The 15,710-nt window shown below is 69.5% G+C and carries 10 protein-coding genes; 5 read left to right on the plus strand and 5 right to left on the minus strand.

Annotated features, from left to right (window positions below; translation table 11 throughout):
* Positions 1 to 7 precede the first annotated feature (7 nt).
* The 4 genes from obgE to AXE84_RS00100 all read right to left on the minus strand — a co-directional run bounded on the left by obgE (position 8) and on the right by AXE84_RS00100 (position 5,777).
* Positions 8 to 1,615 (minus strand): GTPase ObgE, encoded by a 1,608-nt coding sequence (gene obgE, locus AXE84_RS00085; RefSeq protein ID WP_060956425.1) that lies wholly within the window; start codon positions 1,613 to 1,615, stop codon positions 8 to 10.
* Between the two features lie 86 nt (positions 1,616 to 1,701).
* A complete protein-coding gene (gene rpmA / locus AXE84_RS00090) occupies positions 1,702 to 1,959 on the minus strand; it encodes a 50S ribosomal protein L27 (protein ID WP_003785909.1) in 258 nt (85 codons plus the stop codon).
* A 69-nt stretch (positions 1,960 to 2,028) separates the two neighbouring features.
* The gene (gene rplU, locus AXE84_RS00095; RefSeq protein ID WP_004565174.1) at positions 2,029 to 2,349 is read right to left on the minus strand and encodes a 50S ribosomal protein L21; all 321 of its coding nucleotides are present in this window, start codon (positions 2,347 to 2,349) and stop codon (positions 2,029 to 2,031) included.
* Between the two features lie 176 nt (positions 2,350 to 2,525).
* Positions 2,526 to 5,777 (minus strand): Rne/Rng family ribonuclease, encoded by a 3,252-nt coding sequence (locus AXE84_RS00100; protein WP_060956426.1) that lies wholly within the window; start codon positions 5,775 to 5,777, stop codon positions 2,526 to 2,528.
* 620 nt (positions 5,778 to 6,397) lie between these two features.
* Between AXE84_RS00100 and AXE84_RS00105 the strand changes: the two genes are divergently transcribed.
* The 5 genes from AXE84_RS00105 to AXE84_RS00125 all read left to right on the plus strand — a co-directional run bounded on the left by AXE84_RS00105 (position 6,398) and on the right by AXE84_RS00125 (position 14,942).
* Positions 6,398 to 7,954: a cytochrome ubiquinol oxidase subunit I gene (locus tag AXE84_RS00105; RefSeq protein ID WP_060956427.1), complete on the plus strand. Its 1,557-nt coding sequence runs from the start codon at positions 6,398 to 6,400 to the stop codon at positions 7,952 to 7,954.
* A 21-nt stretch (positions 7,955 to 7,975) separates the two neighbouring features.
* The gene (cydB, locus tag AXE84_RS00110) at positions 7,976 to 9,109 is read left to right on the plus strand and encodes a cytochrome d ubiquinol oxidase subunit II (protein WP_010614956.1); all 1,134 of its coding nucleotides are present in this window, start codon (positions 7,976 to 7,978) and stop codon (positions 9,107 to 9,109) included.
* Between the two features lie 66 nt (positions 9,110 to 9,175).
* Positions 9,176 to 10,927 (plus strand): thiol reductant ABC exporter subunit CydD, encoded by a 1,752-nt coding sequence (gene cydD, locus AXE84_RS00115; protein WP_208854565.1) that lies wholly within the window; start codon positions 9,176 to 9,178, stop codon positions 10,925 to 10,927.
* Entirely contained in the window at positions 10,924 to 12,834 is a 1,911-nt protein-coding gene (gene cydC, locus AXE84_RS00120; protein ID WP_060956428.1) for a thiol reductant ABC exporter subunit CydC, read from the plus strand. The genes cydD and cydC overlap by 4 nt, the downstream gene beginning before the upstream one ends.
* 14 nt (positions 12,835 to 12,848) lie before the next feature.
* A complete protein-coding gene (locus tag AXE84_RS00125) occupies positions 12,849 to 14,942 on the plus strand; it encodes a GAF domain-containing sensor histidine kinase (protein ID WP_060956429.1) in 2,094 nt (697 codons plus the stop codon).
* Between the two features lie 47 nt (positions 14,943 to 14,989).
* On the opposite strand, the gene AXE84_RS00130 is transcribed toward AXE84_RS00125, so the two are convergent.
* On the minus strand, positions 14,990 to 15,649 hold the full coding sequence (locus tag AXE84_RS00130) for a response regulator (RefSeq protein WP_020991587.1): 660 nt from the start codon (positions 15,647 to 15,649) through the stop codon (positions 14,990 to 14,992).
* Between the last annotated feature and the right edge of the window lie 61 nt (positions 15,650 to 15,710).

The following is a 15,710-nucleotide window of genomic DNA, read 5'->3' on the forward strand; positions in this document are numbered from 1 at the left end:
TCGCGCCTCAGTCCTCGTCGTCCCCGTGCCAGGAGGCGGCATCGGTCCACAGGCCCTCGGCGGCCTCGTCGCGCAGCTGCTGGCGCGCGGCCTCCTTGGCATCCATCATCTCGTGGTACTGGCTGCGCCGCTCCACGTTGGTCCGACGCCGACTGGTCTCCAGGCGCAGGTCGGTGCCTCTGGCGCCCAGCAGCTCGGGCCCGGTGGTCATTGTGGGCTCCCAGGTGAAGAGCACTCCCCCATCGACCTCGCCGATGAGGACGGTGTCGCCGGCGTGGGCGCCGGCCTTGACGAGCTCGTCCTCGACCCCGGCCGCGGCCAGGCGGTCGGCGAGGTAGCCGACAGCCTCGTCATTGGTGAAGTCGGTCTGACGCACCCAGCGCTCGGGGCGCTGCCCGCGGACCTGGTAGACCTGCCCCTCGCTGGGATGGGCCAGCAGACGCACCTGGGCGACGCTCTCCTTCTCCCGCCGCCCGACCGCCGCGGGCCGGATGACGGGGCGCGGCTCACCCGAACCGTCAGTCGCACCGGGCTCGCCGTCGCGCTGGGACGTGGCCGGAGCGGCTTTCCGGGCCCGCTCGACCTCCCCGGCCAGGGCGAAGGACAGGGGGCGCAGCCCCGTGTGCGCGACCGCGGAGATGATGTGGACGGGCAGTCCCCGGGCCTCGATGTCGGCGCGCACGAACTCGGCGAGCTCCGCAGCGTCGGGGACATCGACCTTGTTGAGCACCACGATGCGGGGGCGCTCCATGAGGGGGACCCGGCCGGTGAGGGAGGGGTCGTCCTCCTGCTCGCCGAGGCGCTCGGAGTAGGCGGCGAGCTCTGCCTCAATGGTGTCCAGGTCGGAGAGGGGGTCGCGCCCCGGCTCGAGGGTGGCGCAGTCCAGGACGTGGACGATGACGGCGCAGCGCTCGATGTGCCGCAGGAAGTCCAGCCCCAGTCCCTTGCCCTGGGAGGCTCCGGGGATGAGGCCGGGGACATCGGCGATGGTGTAGCGCACGTCGCCGGCCTCGACGACCCCGAGGTTGGGGACGAGGGTCGTGAAGGGGTAGTCGGCGATCTTGGGACGGGCGGCGCTCATGGCGGCGATGAGGGAGGACTTGCCGGCGCTGGGGTAGCCCACGAGGGCGACGTCGGCGATGGTCTTGAGCTCCAAGGTGATGTCCTGGGCCTGACCGGGCTCTCCCAGGAGGTGGAAGCCGGGGGCCTTGCGCTTGGAGGAGGCCAGGGAGAAGTTGCCGCGTCCGCCGGTACCGCCCTGGGCGACGACGACGCTGGCACCCTCTCCCACGAGGTCGGCGATGACCTGGCCTCGCGAGTCCTTGACGACGGTCCCCTCGGGAACGGGCAGGACGAGGTTCTTGCCGTCGGTACCGCGGCGCCAGTCCCCCATGCCGGGGGTGCCGTTGCCGGCCCGCTGGTGCGGGGAGCGGTGGTAGCTCAGCAGGGTCGTCACCCGGGGGTCGACGGTCAGGACGACGTCGCCGCCATGACCGCCATCGCCGCCGTCGGGCCCGGCCAGGGGCTTGAACTTCTCACGGTGCACGGAGGTGCAGCCGTTGCCGCCGTCGCCGCCGGCCACGTGGAGGACCACTCGGTCAATGAAGCTGGGCATGGGGTCTCCTGTGAGTCCGGGATAGCGCGAGAGGGCGGACGGCAGGTGCCGTCCGCCCTCTCGCGACGTGGTGATGTGCTCGGGGCTCAGGCCTCGGGGAGCACGACGTTGACGACCCGGCGACCGCGGAAGGTGCCGAACTCGACGTTACCGGCGGCGGTGGCGAACAGGGTGTCGTCGTTGCCGCGGCCGACGTTACGGCCCGGGTGGAAGTGGGTGCCGCGCTGGCGGACGATGATCTCGCCGGCCTTGACGAACTGGCCGCCGAAGCGCTTGACGCCGAGGCGCTGCGCGTTGGAGTCGCGGCCGTTACGGGAGGAACCAAGACCCTTCTTGTGTGCCATGGTTGAAGGCTTCTTTCTTCTCGAGCGTGTGCGTTCAGGATGCCCGCGTACTGGCTGACGCCGGGGCGGTCACTTGATGGCGGTGACCTTGACGGCCGTCAGCTGAGCGCGGTGGCCCTGGCGCTTGCGGAAGCCGGTCTTGTTCTTGAACTTGAGGATGTTGATCTTGGGGCCCTTCTCGTCGCCGATGATCTCGGCGGTGACGGAGGACTTGGCCAGATCGGCGGCAGAGGTGGTCACCTTGTCGCCGTCCACCAGCATGACGGGGGCGAGGGTGACCTCGTCGCCGATCTCACCAGCAAGCTTGTCGACAACCACGACGTCGCCGACGGAGACCTTCTCCTGACGGCCGCCGGCCTTGACGATCGCGTAGACCACTTGAATGCTCATCTCTGTAGATTCTTCGAAAGGCTCTCACTCGCCGCAAGACCGGTATCGGCCTCGCCGGGAGGGCCCTGTCTGGGCAATGGCGCAAGAAGCACCGGCAGATAACTCTAGGCGATCATGTCGCCAGCACCAACCTCCGATCCACCCCACCCCCTGTGTTCTTGGGCACGGAGACCTCGTCAGGCCGATGCCTCCGGGGCGTCTGAAGAATTCTCCGGCGAGGGCGCGGCACTCTTGGCCGTGGCCCGCCGTCGCGTTCTCCTCACCGGCTTCTCCTCCACCGGCTCCGCCGACGCCTCCCCAGGCTGCGGCTCAGCGGGGTCCTCGGAGGTCGTGGCGACCTTCTTCTCAGCCTTCTTGCCGGTCTTCCGCCCCGACTTCTTGTCCGCCTTGTCGCCCTTCTTCTCACCGGTCTTCTTCGCCGACTTCTTGTCAGCCGCCTTCCTCGACCGGGTCTTGACCGGCTTGTCCTCGGCCAGGGAGTCCGAAACTTCCTGACCATCGGAGGACTGCCCGTTCTCCGCGGTCTGCGTCGCAGCGTCGGCGGTGTCACTCACGCCGGCCTCCGGAGCCTCAACGGCCCCCTGACCCTCATGAGGGTCCTGTCCCTCCTGCTGGCTGTCCTTGTGAGCCTGCTCGGCGGCGGCCGCGATCTGGGCCAGAGCGCCTCGCACTGCCGCCCGGGCCTCGTCGTCTACTCCGGACTCGGGCGATACGGCAACGTCGCGCCCTGCCGATGCCTTGCCGCGACCGGAGCCCTTGGAGCTCTTGGAGCCCTTGGTCTCCTGGGAGTCCTTCTTGGCCTCCTTCTTGCCCCCGCCGGCGGCCTGCTCCTCACGGTTCTTGCGTCCGCGCGAGCGTCCGCCGCCGCGTGAGGCGGAGGCCGACATGTCGATCTGCTGGTTCTCCACGGGCTCGTCGTGGACGATGAAGCCCCGGCCCTTGCAGTGCTCGCAGGTGGTGGAGAATGCCTCGACCAGGCCCTGGCCGACCCGTTTGCGGGTCATCTGGACCAGCCCCAATGAGGTGACCTCAGTGACCTGGTGGCGGGTGCGGTCGCGCCCCAGGCACTCCACGAGCCGGCGCAGCACGAGGTCCCGGTTGGACTCCAGGACCATGTCGACGAAGTCGATGACGACCATGCCACCGATGTCGCGCAGGCGCAGCTGGCGGACGATCTCCTCGGCGGCCTCCAGGTTGTTGCGGGTGACGGTCTCCTCCAGCGTGCCTCCCGCTCCGGTGAAGCGCCCGGTGTTGACGTCGATGACGGTCATCGCCTCGGTGCGGTCGATGACCAGGGTGCCGCCGCTGGGAAGCCAGACCTTGCGGTCGAAGCCCTTGGCGAGCTGCTCGTCGACACGGTGGGCGGCGAAGACGTCCTCGGGCCCGACCCAGTGCTCGAGGCGCTCGGACAGATCCGGGCTGACCTCGTCGATGTACTGGGAGATCGTGGACCAGGTGTTGTCGCCGGAGACGATGAGCTTGCGGAAGTCCTCGTTGAAGACGTCGCGGATGACTCTCACGGCGAGCTCGGGCTCCCCCTTGAGCAGGACGGGGGCCTTGCCGCTGCCCTTCATGACGGAGAACGCCTTCTTGTCGATGGCCTCCCACTGGGCCACGAGGCGTTCGACGTCGGCGGTCAGCTGCTCCTGAGTGGCCCCCTCCGCGGCGGTGCGCACGATGACTCCTGCCGAGTCGGGCACGATCCGCTTGAGGATCTTCTTCAGGCGGCTGCGCTCGGTGTCCGGCAGCTTGCGCGAGATCCCCGTCATGGTTCCTCCGGGGACCAGGACCAGGTATCGGCCCGCCAGAGTGATCTGGCTGGTGAGGCGAGCGCCCTTGTGGCCGATGGGGTCCTTGGTGACCTGGACCAGGACGGTGTCGCCACTGGAGAGAGCGTCCTCGATGCGGCGGGGCCGTCCCTCCAGGCCGGCGGCGTCCCAGTTGACCTCGCCGGCGTAGAGGACGGCGTTGCGCCCCTTGCCCAGGTCCACGAAGGCGGCCTCCATGGAGGGCAGGACGTTCTGAACCCGACCGACGTAGACGTTGCCGACCATGGAGGTCTGGGTGTGCCGGGAGACGTAGTGCTCCACGAGGAGCCCGTCCTCCAGGACGGCGATCTGGTTGAGGCCGTCGGACTCGCGCACGATCATCTGTCGGTCCACGGACTCGCGACGGGCCAGGAACTCGGCCTCGGTGACGATGGGACGACGACGCCCGGCCGCCCTGCCCTCGCGGCGGCGCTGACGCTTGGCCTCCAGGCGGGTGGAGCCCTTGAGGGCGGTCACCTCGTCACGCAGGTCGCCACCCTCCGAGCGGGTACGGGAGCGACGTCGCCGGCGGCGCGATCCGGACACGGCGCTCGTGGCGATCTCCGTGGCGGCATCGGAGGAGGATTCGCGCGATGGAGCCTCATCGGCTCCGTCATCCTCCACGGCCGGCGACTCGTCATCGGCGTCAGTGCGCGTCGAGTCCTCACCCCGCGAGCGCGAGCGCCGACCGCGACCACCGCGGCGACGCTTGCGGCGGACCCCGCCCTCACGGCCGTCCTCCGAGGACTCGGCCTGGGCCTCATCGGCCCCGTCAGGGCCGTCGGCCTCAGCGACCTCGGCGTCGGTCTTGTCAAGGGCAGAGTCCTCGCGGGACTCCTGCGGGGCCCCGGTACCGGCGGCGGCCCGCCGACGCCGACGGCCGCGACCACCACTGCGGTCGGCACGGGAGGACTCGGACTCAGCATCCTCGTCATGTCCCTGGGCACCGGTCCGCGCGTCGGCGTCCTCCTCGTCCGCCCAGTCCTTGGCGCCCTGGTGGCGCGAGGCGCTCGGCGCCGCCTGGGGGGCGGCGGTGGCCGCGGTGACCCGACGGCGCCGGCGGGCCCGACTTGGGTCGGGGGCCTGGAACAGGAGCGAGGCGGCAGGAAGACGGGGGGCCTGGAGTTCCTCCTCCTCACCCGAGTCCGCCCCGGTGAGCTCGTCATCCTCCTGAGGCATCTCGAGCCCCTCGCCGTCGGTCCCCTCGGTGTCGACCTGCTGCTCGGCATCCTCCTGCGCAGCATCGGCGCTCGATGCATCCTCGGTCACGTGCGTGTCATCTGGCTCGTCCGCCCCGGCAGTGACGTGGGGCTCGGCAGCAGGAGCCTTCTCGGGGGCGGCAGAGGCCGCGACGACCTTCCGACGACGACGAGGCGGGGCCGACTCAACAGCCGCGGCCTGCGGGGCCTGCTGCACGCCGGGCTCCTCAGCCCCAAAGGCGGTGACGGCATCGGCGGCCCCTACCGAACCGGGCTGCTCGGCAGCAGGAGCCTTCTCGGGGGCGGCCGCTGCCGCGGTGACCCTGCGGCGACGGCGCGGAGTCGGCGCGTTCACGGCGTCACCGTCGGCGTGCTCCTGCTCGTACGATTCTGTTGATTCTGATGTGGTGCGACGTGCCATGGGGCTTGCACTCTCCGGGGCCGACGCCGTCGTCGTACCCTCGACGCGTCAGCGCGGTTGTGCTCCCAGGGGGAGCAGCGAAAAAGTCTTGAGCGCGCCCGGGAGGACGCACGCCTTGCCTCTCATCCACACAGACCGGGCTCGCAGCGGCGCAGCTCAGGCGGCGCAAGGTCCTCGGACAGGGTCGGTTGGAAGGCGTGGCTCCGGGTACTGGTACGAGGCACCCGATGCCGGCTCGAAGTATCCCACACAAACGCAGATAAGCGCTTGTGCGACTCGTGGTGCCCCCAATCTCTGTGCACGTTGACCTCATCACGCACCCAGCAACCTTCCACCCCTCAGCCAGACACGCGGAAGCCCTACCGTCGCGCGGCGGACTTTCGGCCCACTCTCGCGGCATACACACCATTCAACGTTCAGTCGTTGAACTACCGCGACAACGTCTCCCCAGCGATGCGTTCACAAGAAAAGAACCGGTCGGACCGCATGCCTCAGGAGCGTCACACCCCACACGTTTCATGACATGACGTCATCGATGACCTACACTGACCCTATTGACCTGTAGAACGCTCTACAGTATTTCCTATCGATCTCATCGTCATCTCCGAAAGGTGGCACTGATGGCCATCTCTCCCATGGCGCTGGACTCTCTGGATCTGGCGCGCTGGCAGTTCGGTATCACCACCGTCTACCACTTCATCCTGGTTCCGCTGACCATCGGACTGTCGCCGCTGGTGGCTCTCATGGAGACGCTCTGGCGCAGGACCGGCAACAAGCAGTGGCTCGTGGCCACCAAGTTCTTCGGCAAGATCCTACTCATCAACTTCGCGCTCGGTGTGGCCACCGGCATCGTTCAGGAGTTCCAGTTCGGCATGAACTGGTCGGAGTACTCCAGGTTCGTCGGCAACATCTTTGGCGCCCCCCTCGCCTTCGAGGCCCTGCTGGCCTTCTTCATGGAGTCCGTCTTCCTGGGCCTGTGGATCTTCGGATGGGACCGCCTGTCCCCCAGGTTGCACAACCTGTGCATGTGGGCCGTGGCCGCCGGCACGAACTTCTCCGCCTTCTTCATCCTTACCGCCAACTCCTGGATGCAGCACCCGGTGGGCGCCGTCGTCAACCCCAAGACGGGCCGCGCCGAGCTCGATGGCGTGAGCGGCTTCCTCAAGCTCCTGTCCAACGAGCTGGTGTGGGCCACTGTGCTGCACGTCATCTCCTCGGCTCTGCTGGTGGCCGCAGCCGTCGTCATGGGCGTGTCCGTGTGGTGGATGGTCAAGGCCGCCCAGGCCAAGCAGGACTTCGAGGCGCGTGAGCTGTGGCGGCGGGTCGCCCGTTTCGGGGCCGTCACCATGGTGGCCGCGGGTCTGGTCACCGCCGGCACCGGCCACATGCAGGGTCAGCTGGTCGCCGAGTACCAGCCGGGCAAGATGGCCGCTGCCGAGGGGCTGTGCCACACCGAGGCCGGAGCCCCCTTCACCGTGGCCGCCTTCGGGGACTGCAAGAACGAGGACGGCATGGTCCGGTTCATCTCGGTTCCCGGTGTCTACTCCTTCATGGCCACCAATGACTTCAACGCCGAGGTCACCGGACTCAAGGAGACCGGTGACATCTACAAGCAGTACGGCACCACCGACGCGCGCGGTAACGCCGTCGACTACAGCCCCAACGTCATGGTCAACTTCTGGTCCTTCCGCCTCATGATCGGGCTGGGCATGGCCTCGATGGCCCTGGGGGCTCTGGCCCTGTGGCTGACCCGCTCCGATCGGCTCATCTCCCGCCCGCTGCTGGGCAAGGCGGCGCTGGCCACCATGTGGCTGCCCTTCATCGCCTGCTCCTTCGGCTGGATCTTCCGTGAGATGGGCCGTCAGCCCTGGGTCATCGTCCCCAACCTGTCCGATCCGGTCTCGCAGGTCTACATGCTCACCGCCGACGGCGTCTCCTCCGTGGTCTCCTCGGGCACGGTGCTGGCCTCCATGGTCATTTTCACCCTGCTGTACGCCGCGCTCGGCGTGGTCTGGTTCGTGCTGCTGCGCCGCTACATCCGTGAAGGGGTGCGCACCCCGGTGCCGGACAAGACCGAGAAGTCCAAGCAGACGGACCGGGATGGCAAGGGCACGGACTCCAGCGACGATTCCGTTGACTCCTCCGAGGCCGCCCCGGCCCTGTCCTTCGCCTACTGAGCCGAGGAAGGTAGAAACCCCATGACACTGAGCATCCTCTGGTTCATCCTCATCGCCGTCCTGTGGATCGGTTACCTCACGCTGGAGGGCTTCGACTTCGGCGTCGGCATGATCCTGAAGATCCTGGGCCGCGACGAGCGCGAGCGGCGCGCGACGCTGTCCACCATCGGCCCCCACTGGGACGGTAACGAGGTGTGGCTGCTGACCGCCGGCGGGGCGACCTTCGCCGCCTTCCCCGAGTGGTACTCCACCCTGTTCTCCGGGGCCTACGTCGTCCTGTTCATCATTCTGCTGTGCCTCATCGTGCGCGTATGCGCCATCGAGTGGCGTCCCAAGGTCAACTCCCAGACCTGGCGCGACCGCTGGGACTGGGTCCACACGATCAGCGCCTGGCTGCCTTCCATCCTGTGGGGCGTGGCCTTCGCGAACCTGGTTCAGGGCATGCACATCGAGGTCGTCCAGACCTCCAACGGCGCCGTCGTCCCGGCCTCCCAGGTGCCGGCCGACTCCCTGGTGCCCGGTGCCGCCCACCAGATCACCGGGGGCCTGCTCACGATGGTGACCCCCTTCACCCTGCTGGGAGGCGTCGTCACCTGCCTGCTCTTCCTCAACCACGGAGCGCTCTTCGTGGCGCTCAAGACCACTGGGGATCTGTCGCAGCGCGCGCTGCGGATGTCACGCCGGCTCGCCCCGGCGGCCACCGCGGTCACCGCCGCCTGGGCCCTGTGGGCGCAGCTGGCCTACTCGGGCAGCGCCCTGTCCTGGATTCCGCTGGTCGTCGCCGCTGCCGGACTCATCGGCTCCCTGCTCATGGGACGCACTGGGAAGGAGGGCCGGGCCTTCGCCCTGCACTTTGTGGGGATCGCCTTCGCCGTCGTCTTCATCTTCGCCGCGATGGCCCCCAACGTCATGCGCTCCTCGGTGGACCCGGCCTACTCGCTGACGATCCAGCAGGCCGCGAGCGCCGACACGACCCTGCTCATCATGAGCGTCGCCGCGGCGGTGTTCGTCCCCGGGGTCCTGGCCTACACGATCTGGAGCTACAAGGTCTTCGCCTCGCGCATCAGCGTCGAGAGCATCGACCCCGACCAGGGCGGTCTGCACCCCACGCTGGTGCGTGACTCGGCTCAGCCCGAGGCGCACTTCGGGTACTGACCGTCAGCGCGACGCATCGGCCGGGAGTTTCCGGGCCCTTGGACCTACTCCCCTATCCTTGAGCAGGTGAAGCCCCTCGATCCCCGGCTGATGCGTTACGCACGCTCCGCCCGCCGATACATTGCCGCCACTGCCGTCACTGGGATGGTGACCGCCGTGCTGGTGGTGGCTCAGGCCTTCCTCATCTCCGGTGCGGTCTCCTCGGTCATCTCCGAGGGGGCTGCACCGTCGGCTGTCAGGGCACTGGCGGTGGCGCTGGGTGGGGTCCTGGCGGCTAGGGCCCTGGTGGTCCTGCTTCAGGAGGTTCATGCCCACCGGTCCGCCACGGAGACCATCGTCGAGCTGCGCCGGCAGGTTCTGGAGCACGCAGCCCGGCTGGGCCCCCGCTGGCAGGCGATTCACGGGACGCAGACGGCCACGTTGCTGACTCACGCGTTGGACGACCTCGAGCCCTATTTCACCCGCTACCTTCCCCAGCTGGTGCTGGCCTCGACGGTGACACCGGCTACGGTGCTGGTGCTTCTCACCCAGGACTGGTCTGCCGCGGTGGCCGTGGTGTGCACCTTGCCCCTCATCCCCATCTTCATGATTCTCATCGGCAAGATGACCCAGTCCGTCTCCCAGGAGCGCCTCAAGACCATGCAGGTCCTAGGCGATCAGGTACTCGATCTCATCTCGGGCCTGCCCACGCTCAAGGCCCTCGGGCGCGAGCAGGAACCAGCCGAGCAGGTGCGCTCCCTGGGCCGCTCCTACCGGCGCACCACCATGTCGACCTTGCGGGTCGCCTTCCTGTCGGGGGCGGTCTTGGAGTTCATCACGACGCTGTCGGTGGCGATCATCGCCGTCCAGATCGGTTTCCGGCTCGTGGCCGGACGGATGGATCTGTTCACCGGCCTGCTCGTCCTCATGGTGGCCCCTGAGGTCTATCAGCCGCTGCGGCAGGTGGGTTTCCAGTTCCACGCCTCGGCCAACGGGGTGGCGGCGGCAAACGCCGTCTTCGAGGTTCTTCAGACCCCGGTGCCCAAGCACGGCGACCTGCCGGCCCCCGACCTGCGCTCATCGACGATTGAGATCGATGGGGTGTCCGTCGCCTCCCGGGGCGCGTGGGCCCCGGCCGGGCTCAGTGCCTCAATCCGGCCGGGCAGCCTGGTGGCGCTGACCGGCCCGTCGGGTGCCGGCAAGACCACGACGACGCAGGTCCTGCTCGGCCTGCTGCCCCCAGACCGGGGGCGGGTGAGGATCGTGCCCGACGGCGGCGATCCCGGCACCGCGGTCGACCTCGCCCAGATCGATCCGGTTACCTGGTGGGAGCAGATCGCCTGGGTACCCCAGCGCCCCACCATCACCCCGGGCACGGTGCTGGACAACGTCCTGGATCATGCCGAGCCGGGCGCCTCCACAGCGGAGGGGATCCCCGACGTACTGGTTGAGGCGGCCCGTGCCACGGGCTTCGATGAGGTCGTGAACGGCCTGCCGCAGGGCTGGCAGACCCCGGTGGGCAGCGCAGGAGTGGGTTTGTCCGTGGGGCAGCGCCAGCGTCTGGCCCTGACCAGAGCCCTGTGCTCGACGGCGCCCCTGGTGGTCATGGATGAGCCGACCGCGCACCTGGATGCGGCCAGTGAGGCCCACGTCCTGGACTCCGTCCGTGCGCTGCACGCCTCGGGGCGCACAGTGGTGGTCATTGCGCACCGTCCCGCACTCATGGCCCTGGCCGAACAGACCATCGCCGTGATGAGCCGACCGGTGCCGCCAGAGAGCATCGCACCTGACCGGGCATCTGCCCATAAGGCGGCGACGGTGCAGGAGGAGGCCCTGTGAGCACGGCAAGCACATTGACCCCTGAGACCACTGAGACCCACGTGAACCCCGCGCATCCGACGACCTCCGCCCTCTCCCCCGCGCTGTCCGCCGATGAGCGACGCTCCCTGCGCCGGGCAGTGGGCCTGCTGAACCTGGATCGCTCACGCTTCGCCCTGGCCGTAGTCGCCGGGACGGCGGGTATGGCCTCAGCCGTGGCCCTGTCCGGGGTGGCGGCCTGGCTCATTGCCAGGGCCTCACAGATGCCCGACGTCGTCGCGCTGGGGGTGGCGCCGGTGGCGGTGCGGCTCTTCGGTATCTCGCGCTCCGTCCTGCGCTACTGCGAGCGGCTCGTCTCCCATGACACCGCCCTGCGAGGCATGGGCGCGCTGCGCACCCGCCTCTATGAGTCCCTGGCCTCAGCACGCACGGACACGGTTGCGGGCCTGCGCCGCGGCGACGTCCTGGCGCGAGTGGGCAGCGACATCGACGCGGTCGGGGACCTCGTCGTGCGCGCCTATCTGCCGGCGGCGGTCGCCGCCGTCCTGGGCGCGGCCACCAGCCTTGGTATCGCCCTGGTCTACTGGCCGGCAGGCCTCATCCTGCTGGCCTGTCTGCTGCTGTCAGGACTGGTGGGGCCGTTGGCCACCATCCGTTCGGCGAGAATCGCCGAGCAGGCCCGTCAGAGGCAGGCCACCGAGCTGTCCGCGGAGGTGCTGGCGGTCCTGGAGGGGGCTCCTGAGCTGACCGTCTCCGGACGTCTGGCCGGCTCGATGCACCAGGTCGCCTCCCGGGAGAAGAGCCTGACCCGTCTGCGGGACCGGGCCGCAGTGCCGGCCGCGATCGCGGCGGCCGTGGACGTGGCCGCCATGGGCCTGGCGGTCCTGGGCAACCTGGTAGTGGGGGTGAGCGCCGTCTCCGCCGGGCAGCTGGCCCCGGTCTGGCTGGCAGTGATCGTCCTGGTTCCACTGGCCGCCTTCGAAGCCACCTCCGCGCTCGGCCCGGCCAGCGTGCAGCTGGTGAGGTCGGCCGGCGCCGCCTGCCGCATCGTGGAGCTCATCGAGGCCGCTGAAGCCAGTGCCGCCAGCGGCTCCGCGATGTCCTCCGCGCCTCGGGAGCTGCCCGAGCCCTCCGCCCAGGGCCCGTACCTCAAGGCAAGGGGGCTGGCGGTGGGCTGGCCGGGCGGCCCGGTGGTGGCCGAGGGCATCGACCTGGATCTGCGGGTCGGTCGCCGAGTGGCCATCGTGGGGCCGTCGGGGATCGGCAAGTCGACACTGCTGGCCACGCTAGCGGGGCTGCTGGAGCCTCGGGGCGGCACGCTGACGCTCGACGGCGTCCCCCCGTGGCAGGCGGCCCGCTCAGAGGTGGCGGCCCGGGTGTGCCTGACCGCGGAGGACGCGCACGTCTTCCACACCAGTGTGCTGGAGAACCTGCGCGTGGCGCGCGGGGACGTCACCCCCACCGAGGCCGGCGAGCTGCTGAGCCGGGCCGGCCTGGGGAACTGGCTCGAGGCTCTTCCCGAGGGTGTCGAGACCACCATCGGCACCGATGCCACCACACTGTCAGGTGGCGAGCGACGTCGGCTCCTGCTGGCCCGCGCCCTGGCGGCTCCGGCCCCCCTGATGCTGCTGGACGAGCCCGGTGAGCATCTCGATGCCCTCACCGCGGACCGGCTCGTGACCGACCTGCTGACAGCGGGCGACCAGGGCCGCGGCACTCTCCTGGTCACCCATCGCCTCAGCGCCCTGGAGCACGCAGACGAGGTCCTTGTCATGGGGCACCGGCCGCAGGCCGGCGTGCAGGCGCCGGCGACTATCCTAAATCGAGGCAGCCACCGCGAGCTCCAGGACGTCTCCGAGATCTACCGGTGGTCGCTCTCCCAGGAGGATCAGGACAGGCAGCAGGACCAGGTATCCGGTACGAGCTGAACGAGCTGAGCACAATGACGACACCCCACTCCCCACGTGCAGCAGACACTCTCGGCGAGAGTCTTGGCTTCCCCGGTGTGCCCGAGGACGCCCTGGAGGAGCTTGACGGCCCCCCGGAGCGACGTGAGGAGGCGCTGGCGAACTCTTCGGAGGATAACGCCGCGGCGGGGCGTCTGGCCTACGCCGTCCACGCCGACCAGCTGGTCTCCACCCGTGGCCGCCGGGTGTCGGCCCTTCAGCCGAGCCTGGACGAGGCGACCGTCGCCCTCATCCAGGCGGCCCTGAGCCTCACCAGCTCCCTGCGGGTCCCCGACGCGCTGCGCCGTCTGGTGGAGTCGGCCTGCTCCATCACGGGTGCCTCGTGGGGCACCATCGCCGTGCTCAACCACGCGGACATGGATGTTGACCCGGCCGGCGCCCTCTCACCCGATTCCTCGGCAGCCGGCTCCGGCACCGGGCTGTGCAGTGGGGTGCCCACGGCGACCCTCGATGAGCTCGCCCAGATGGCCGGCGCCCCCGATACCGCCGGCGCTTCACACTCCTCCGCCGATGCCCTGCTCAGCGGACTCGAGGGAACCGGGATGGTCATCGACAACGACCTGGGCAGGGCCTCGGCCTTCACCGGTGCCATCGAGGGTGAGGAGACCGGCAGTCTGCTCTCGGCCCCGCTGCGCCTTCACGGCCAGGTCTACGGACATCTCTACCTGTGTGACAAGCCGGGGGGCTTCACCCGCTCGGACGCCGACGCCGTCCTGACCCTGGCCCAGGCCGCAGCCGTCGCCGTGGAGAACGCCCGCCTGTACCGCGAGGCCCGTGACCGCGAGCAGTGGATGGTGGTCTCCCAGGAGCTGACGACGCTGCTGCTCTCGGGCGCCGAGGAGGATGACGCGCTGACGCTCATCGCCCACCGTGTCCGCCAGGTCGCTCACGCCGACACCGCCGCCCTCATCCTGCCCAGCATCGGGGAGCGCTGGATCTGCGAGATCGCCGACGGCGAGCACGCCCGGGAGCTGATCGGCACCTTCTTCCCGCCCGAGGGTCGGGCCCTGACCACCCTGGCCCATCAGACCGGCCTGGTCGTGGACTCCCTGGAGGACGCCTGGGGCGACGGCGACCTGATGGTCCCCCAGCTGGCCCAGTTCGGGCCGGCCCTCTACGCCCCCATGATCCACCGGGGGCGGGGCGTGGGGGTGATGCTGCTGCTGCGCTCCCCCGGCGCGGCACCCTTCACCGCCCAGGACCTGGAGATCGCCGAGCTCGTGGCGGGACAGGCAACCATGGCCTTCGAGCTGGCCGACGCCCAGCACGCCGAGGAGATGGCCACACTGCTCGATGAGCGGGCCCGGATCGGCAGAGACCTACACGACCTGGCCATCCAGCAGCTCTTCGCCACCGGCATGCAGATCTCCGCGGCCCGGGAACGGCTGGCCTCCAGCACACAGGCGGACCTGGATGCGGTGTGCTCCGTGCTGAGCACCGCCCTGGAGGCGGTGGATGACTCCGTCGGCCAGATCCGCTCCATCGTGCGCTCCTTGCGTGATCGCGATGAGGAGGTCGGCGTGATCGAGCGGCTGCGGCGCGAGGCCTCCCTGGCCCGCAACGCCCTGGGTTACGCCCCCTCCCTGCTGCTGAGCGTCGACGGCCGGGGCCTGGCCCAGGTGGACCGCGACGAGGAGGACCGGCTCATCGCCTCGGTCGACGCCGCCGTGGCACCGGATATCGCCGACGACATGGTCGCTGTCGTGCGTGAGGGACTGAGCAACGTTGCCCGTCACGCCCACGCCTCCTCGGTGACGGTGGACGTCAAGATCGAGGGGGTGCAGCCGGGCTCGGAGCAGTGCTGCGGCCCGGGCGACGACGAGGGTCACGCCTCGGGAGACGCCGAGCCCTTCCGGGGCAGCCCGGTGGTGGAGATCGTCTGCCGTGACGACGGCGTCGGGGTGAATCCCTCAGTGACGCGCCGTTCGGGGACGGCCAACATGGCCGAGCGGGCCCGCCGTCACGGCGGCAGCTTCGTCATCGGTCCACGGGCCCGCTCCGACGGCGAGCGGCGCGGCACCTGCTTCACCTGGCGAGTGCCCTTGGACGGGGGCGGCCGGGTGCGCTGAGTCCGCGTGCGCCCCTCAGTGGCGGGCTCAGCGCGCAGAAGGACCCGTCAGCTGTTGCGCCAGCCTGAGGCCCGCTGACCGGCGACCCAGGCGGCGACCTGCGTGCGTCGCTGCAAGCCCATCTTGGCCAGCAGGGAGGTGATGTGGTTCTTAACCGTCTTCTCTGCGACTCCGAGCCGCTCACCGATCTCCCGGTTGGACAGGCCGTCACCGATGAGGTCGAGGACCTTGCGCTCGGCGTTGGTCAGGTCGGCGGTAGGGTCGTCGTGGTCCGCCCGGCGGCGCGTCACGGTGCGCTCATCGAGCAGGACGCGTCCGGAGGCGACTGCCCGCACGACGTCGCTGATCTCGGCACCGTGGACCGTCTTGAGCAGGTAGGCCCGGGCACCTGCCGCCAGGGCCTCGGCCAGGGCCTCGTCGTCGTCGAAGGACGTCAGCACGATCGGCAGGGCCTGGGGCACGGAGTCCCTCAGCTCCTGCATGAGCTCGATGCCGGTGCCGTCGGGCAGCTGGAGGTCCACGAGGATGACATCGGGGCGGACCAGCTCGGCCCGACGCACCGCCTCAGCCCGAGAACCCGCCTCGGCGACGACGTCGAGCCCATCGGCGCGGTCAATGATCTCGGCGATGCCGCGACGGACGATCTCGTGGTCGTCCACGATCATGACGCGGACGATCTCCGACGATGGGGTGTGTGCCATACTCATGACATTACCAGGGTATGGAAACCTACGTCACAACCCTGGCGGCACTGTGGCGATGCTGCGG

The organism is Actinomyces oris (assembly GCF_001553935.1).
GTDB lineage: Bacteria > Actinomycetota > Actinomycetes > Actinomycetales > Actinomycetaceae > Actinomyces > Actinomyces oris_A.

Coding starts and splice junctions, on each gene's coding strand:
- AXE84_RS00125 (WP_060956429.1), top strand. CDS start 12,849: ATGACGACACCCCACTCCCCACGTGCAGCAGACACTCTCGGCGAGAGT.
- obgE (WP_060956425.1), bottom strand. CDS start 1,615: ATGCCCAGCTTCATTGACCGAGTGGTCCTCCACGTGGCCGGCGGCGAC.
- AXE84_RS00100 (WP_060956426.1), bottom strand. CDS start 5,777: ATGGCACGTCGCACCACATCAGAATCAACAGAATCGTACGAGCAGGAG.
- AXE84_RS00130 (WP_020991587.1), bottom strand. CDS start 15,649: ATGAGTATGGCACACACCCCATCGTCGGAGATCGTCCGCGTCATGATC.
- rpmA (WP_003785909.1), bottom strand. CDS start 1,959: ATGGCACACAAGAAGGGTCTTGGTTCCTCCCGTAACGGCCGCGACTCC.
- AXE84_RS00105 (WP_060956427.1), top strand. CDS start 6,398: ATGGCCATCTCTCCCATGGCGCTGGACTCTCTGGATCTGGCGCGCTGG.
- cydB (WP_010614956.1), top strand. CDS start 7,976: ATGACACTGAGCATCCTCTGGTTCATCCTCATCGCCGTCCTGTGGATC.
- rplU (WP_004565174.1), bottom strand. CDS start 2,349: ATGAGCATTCAAGTGGTCTACGCGATCGTCAAGGCCGGCGGCCGTCAG.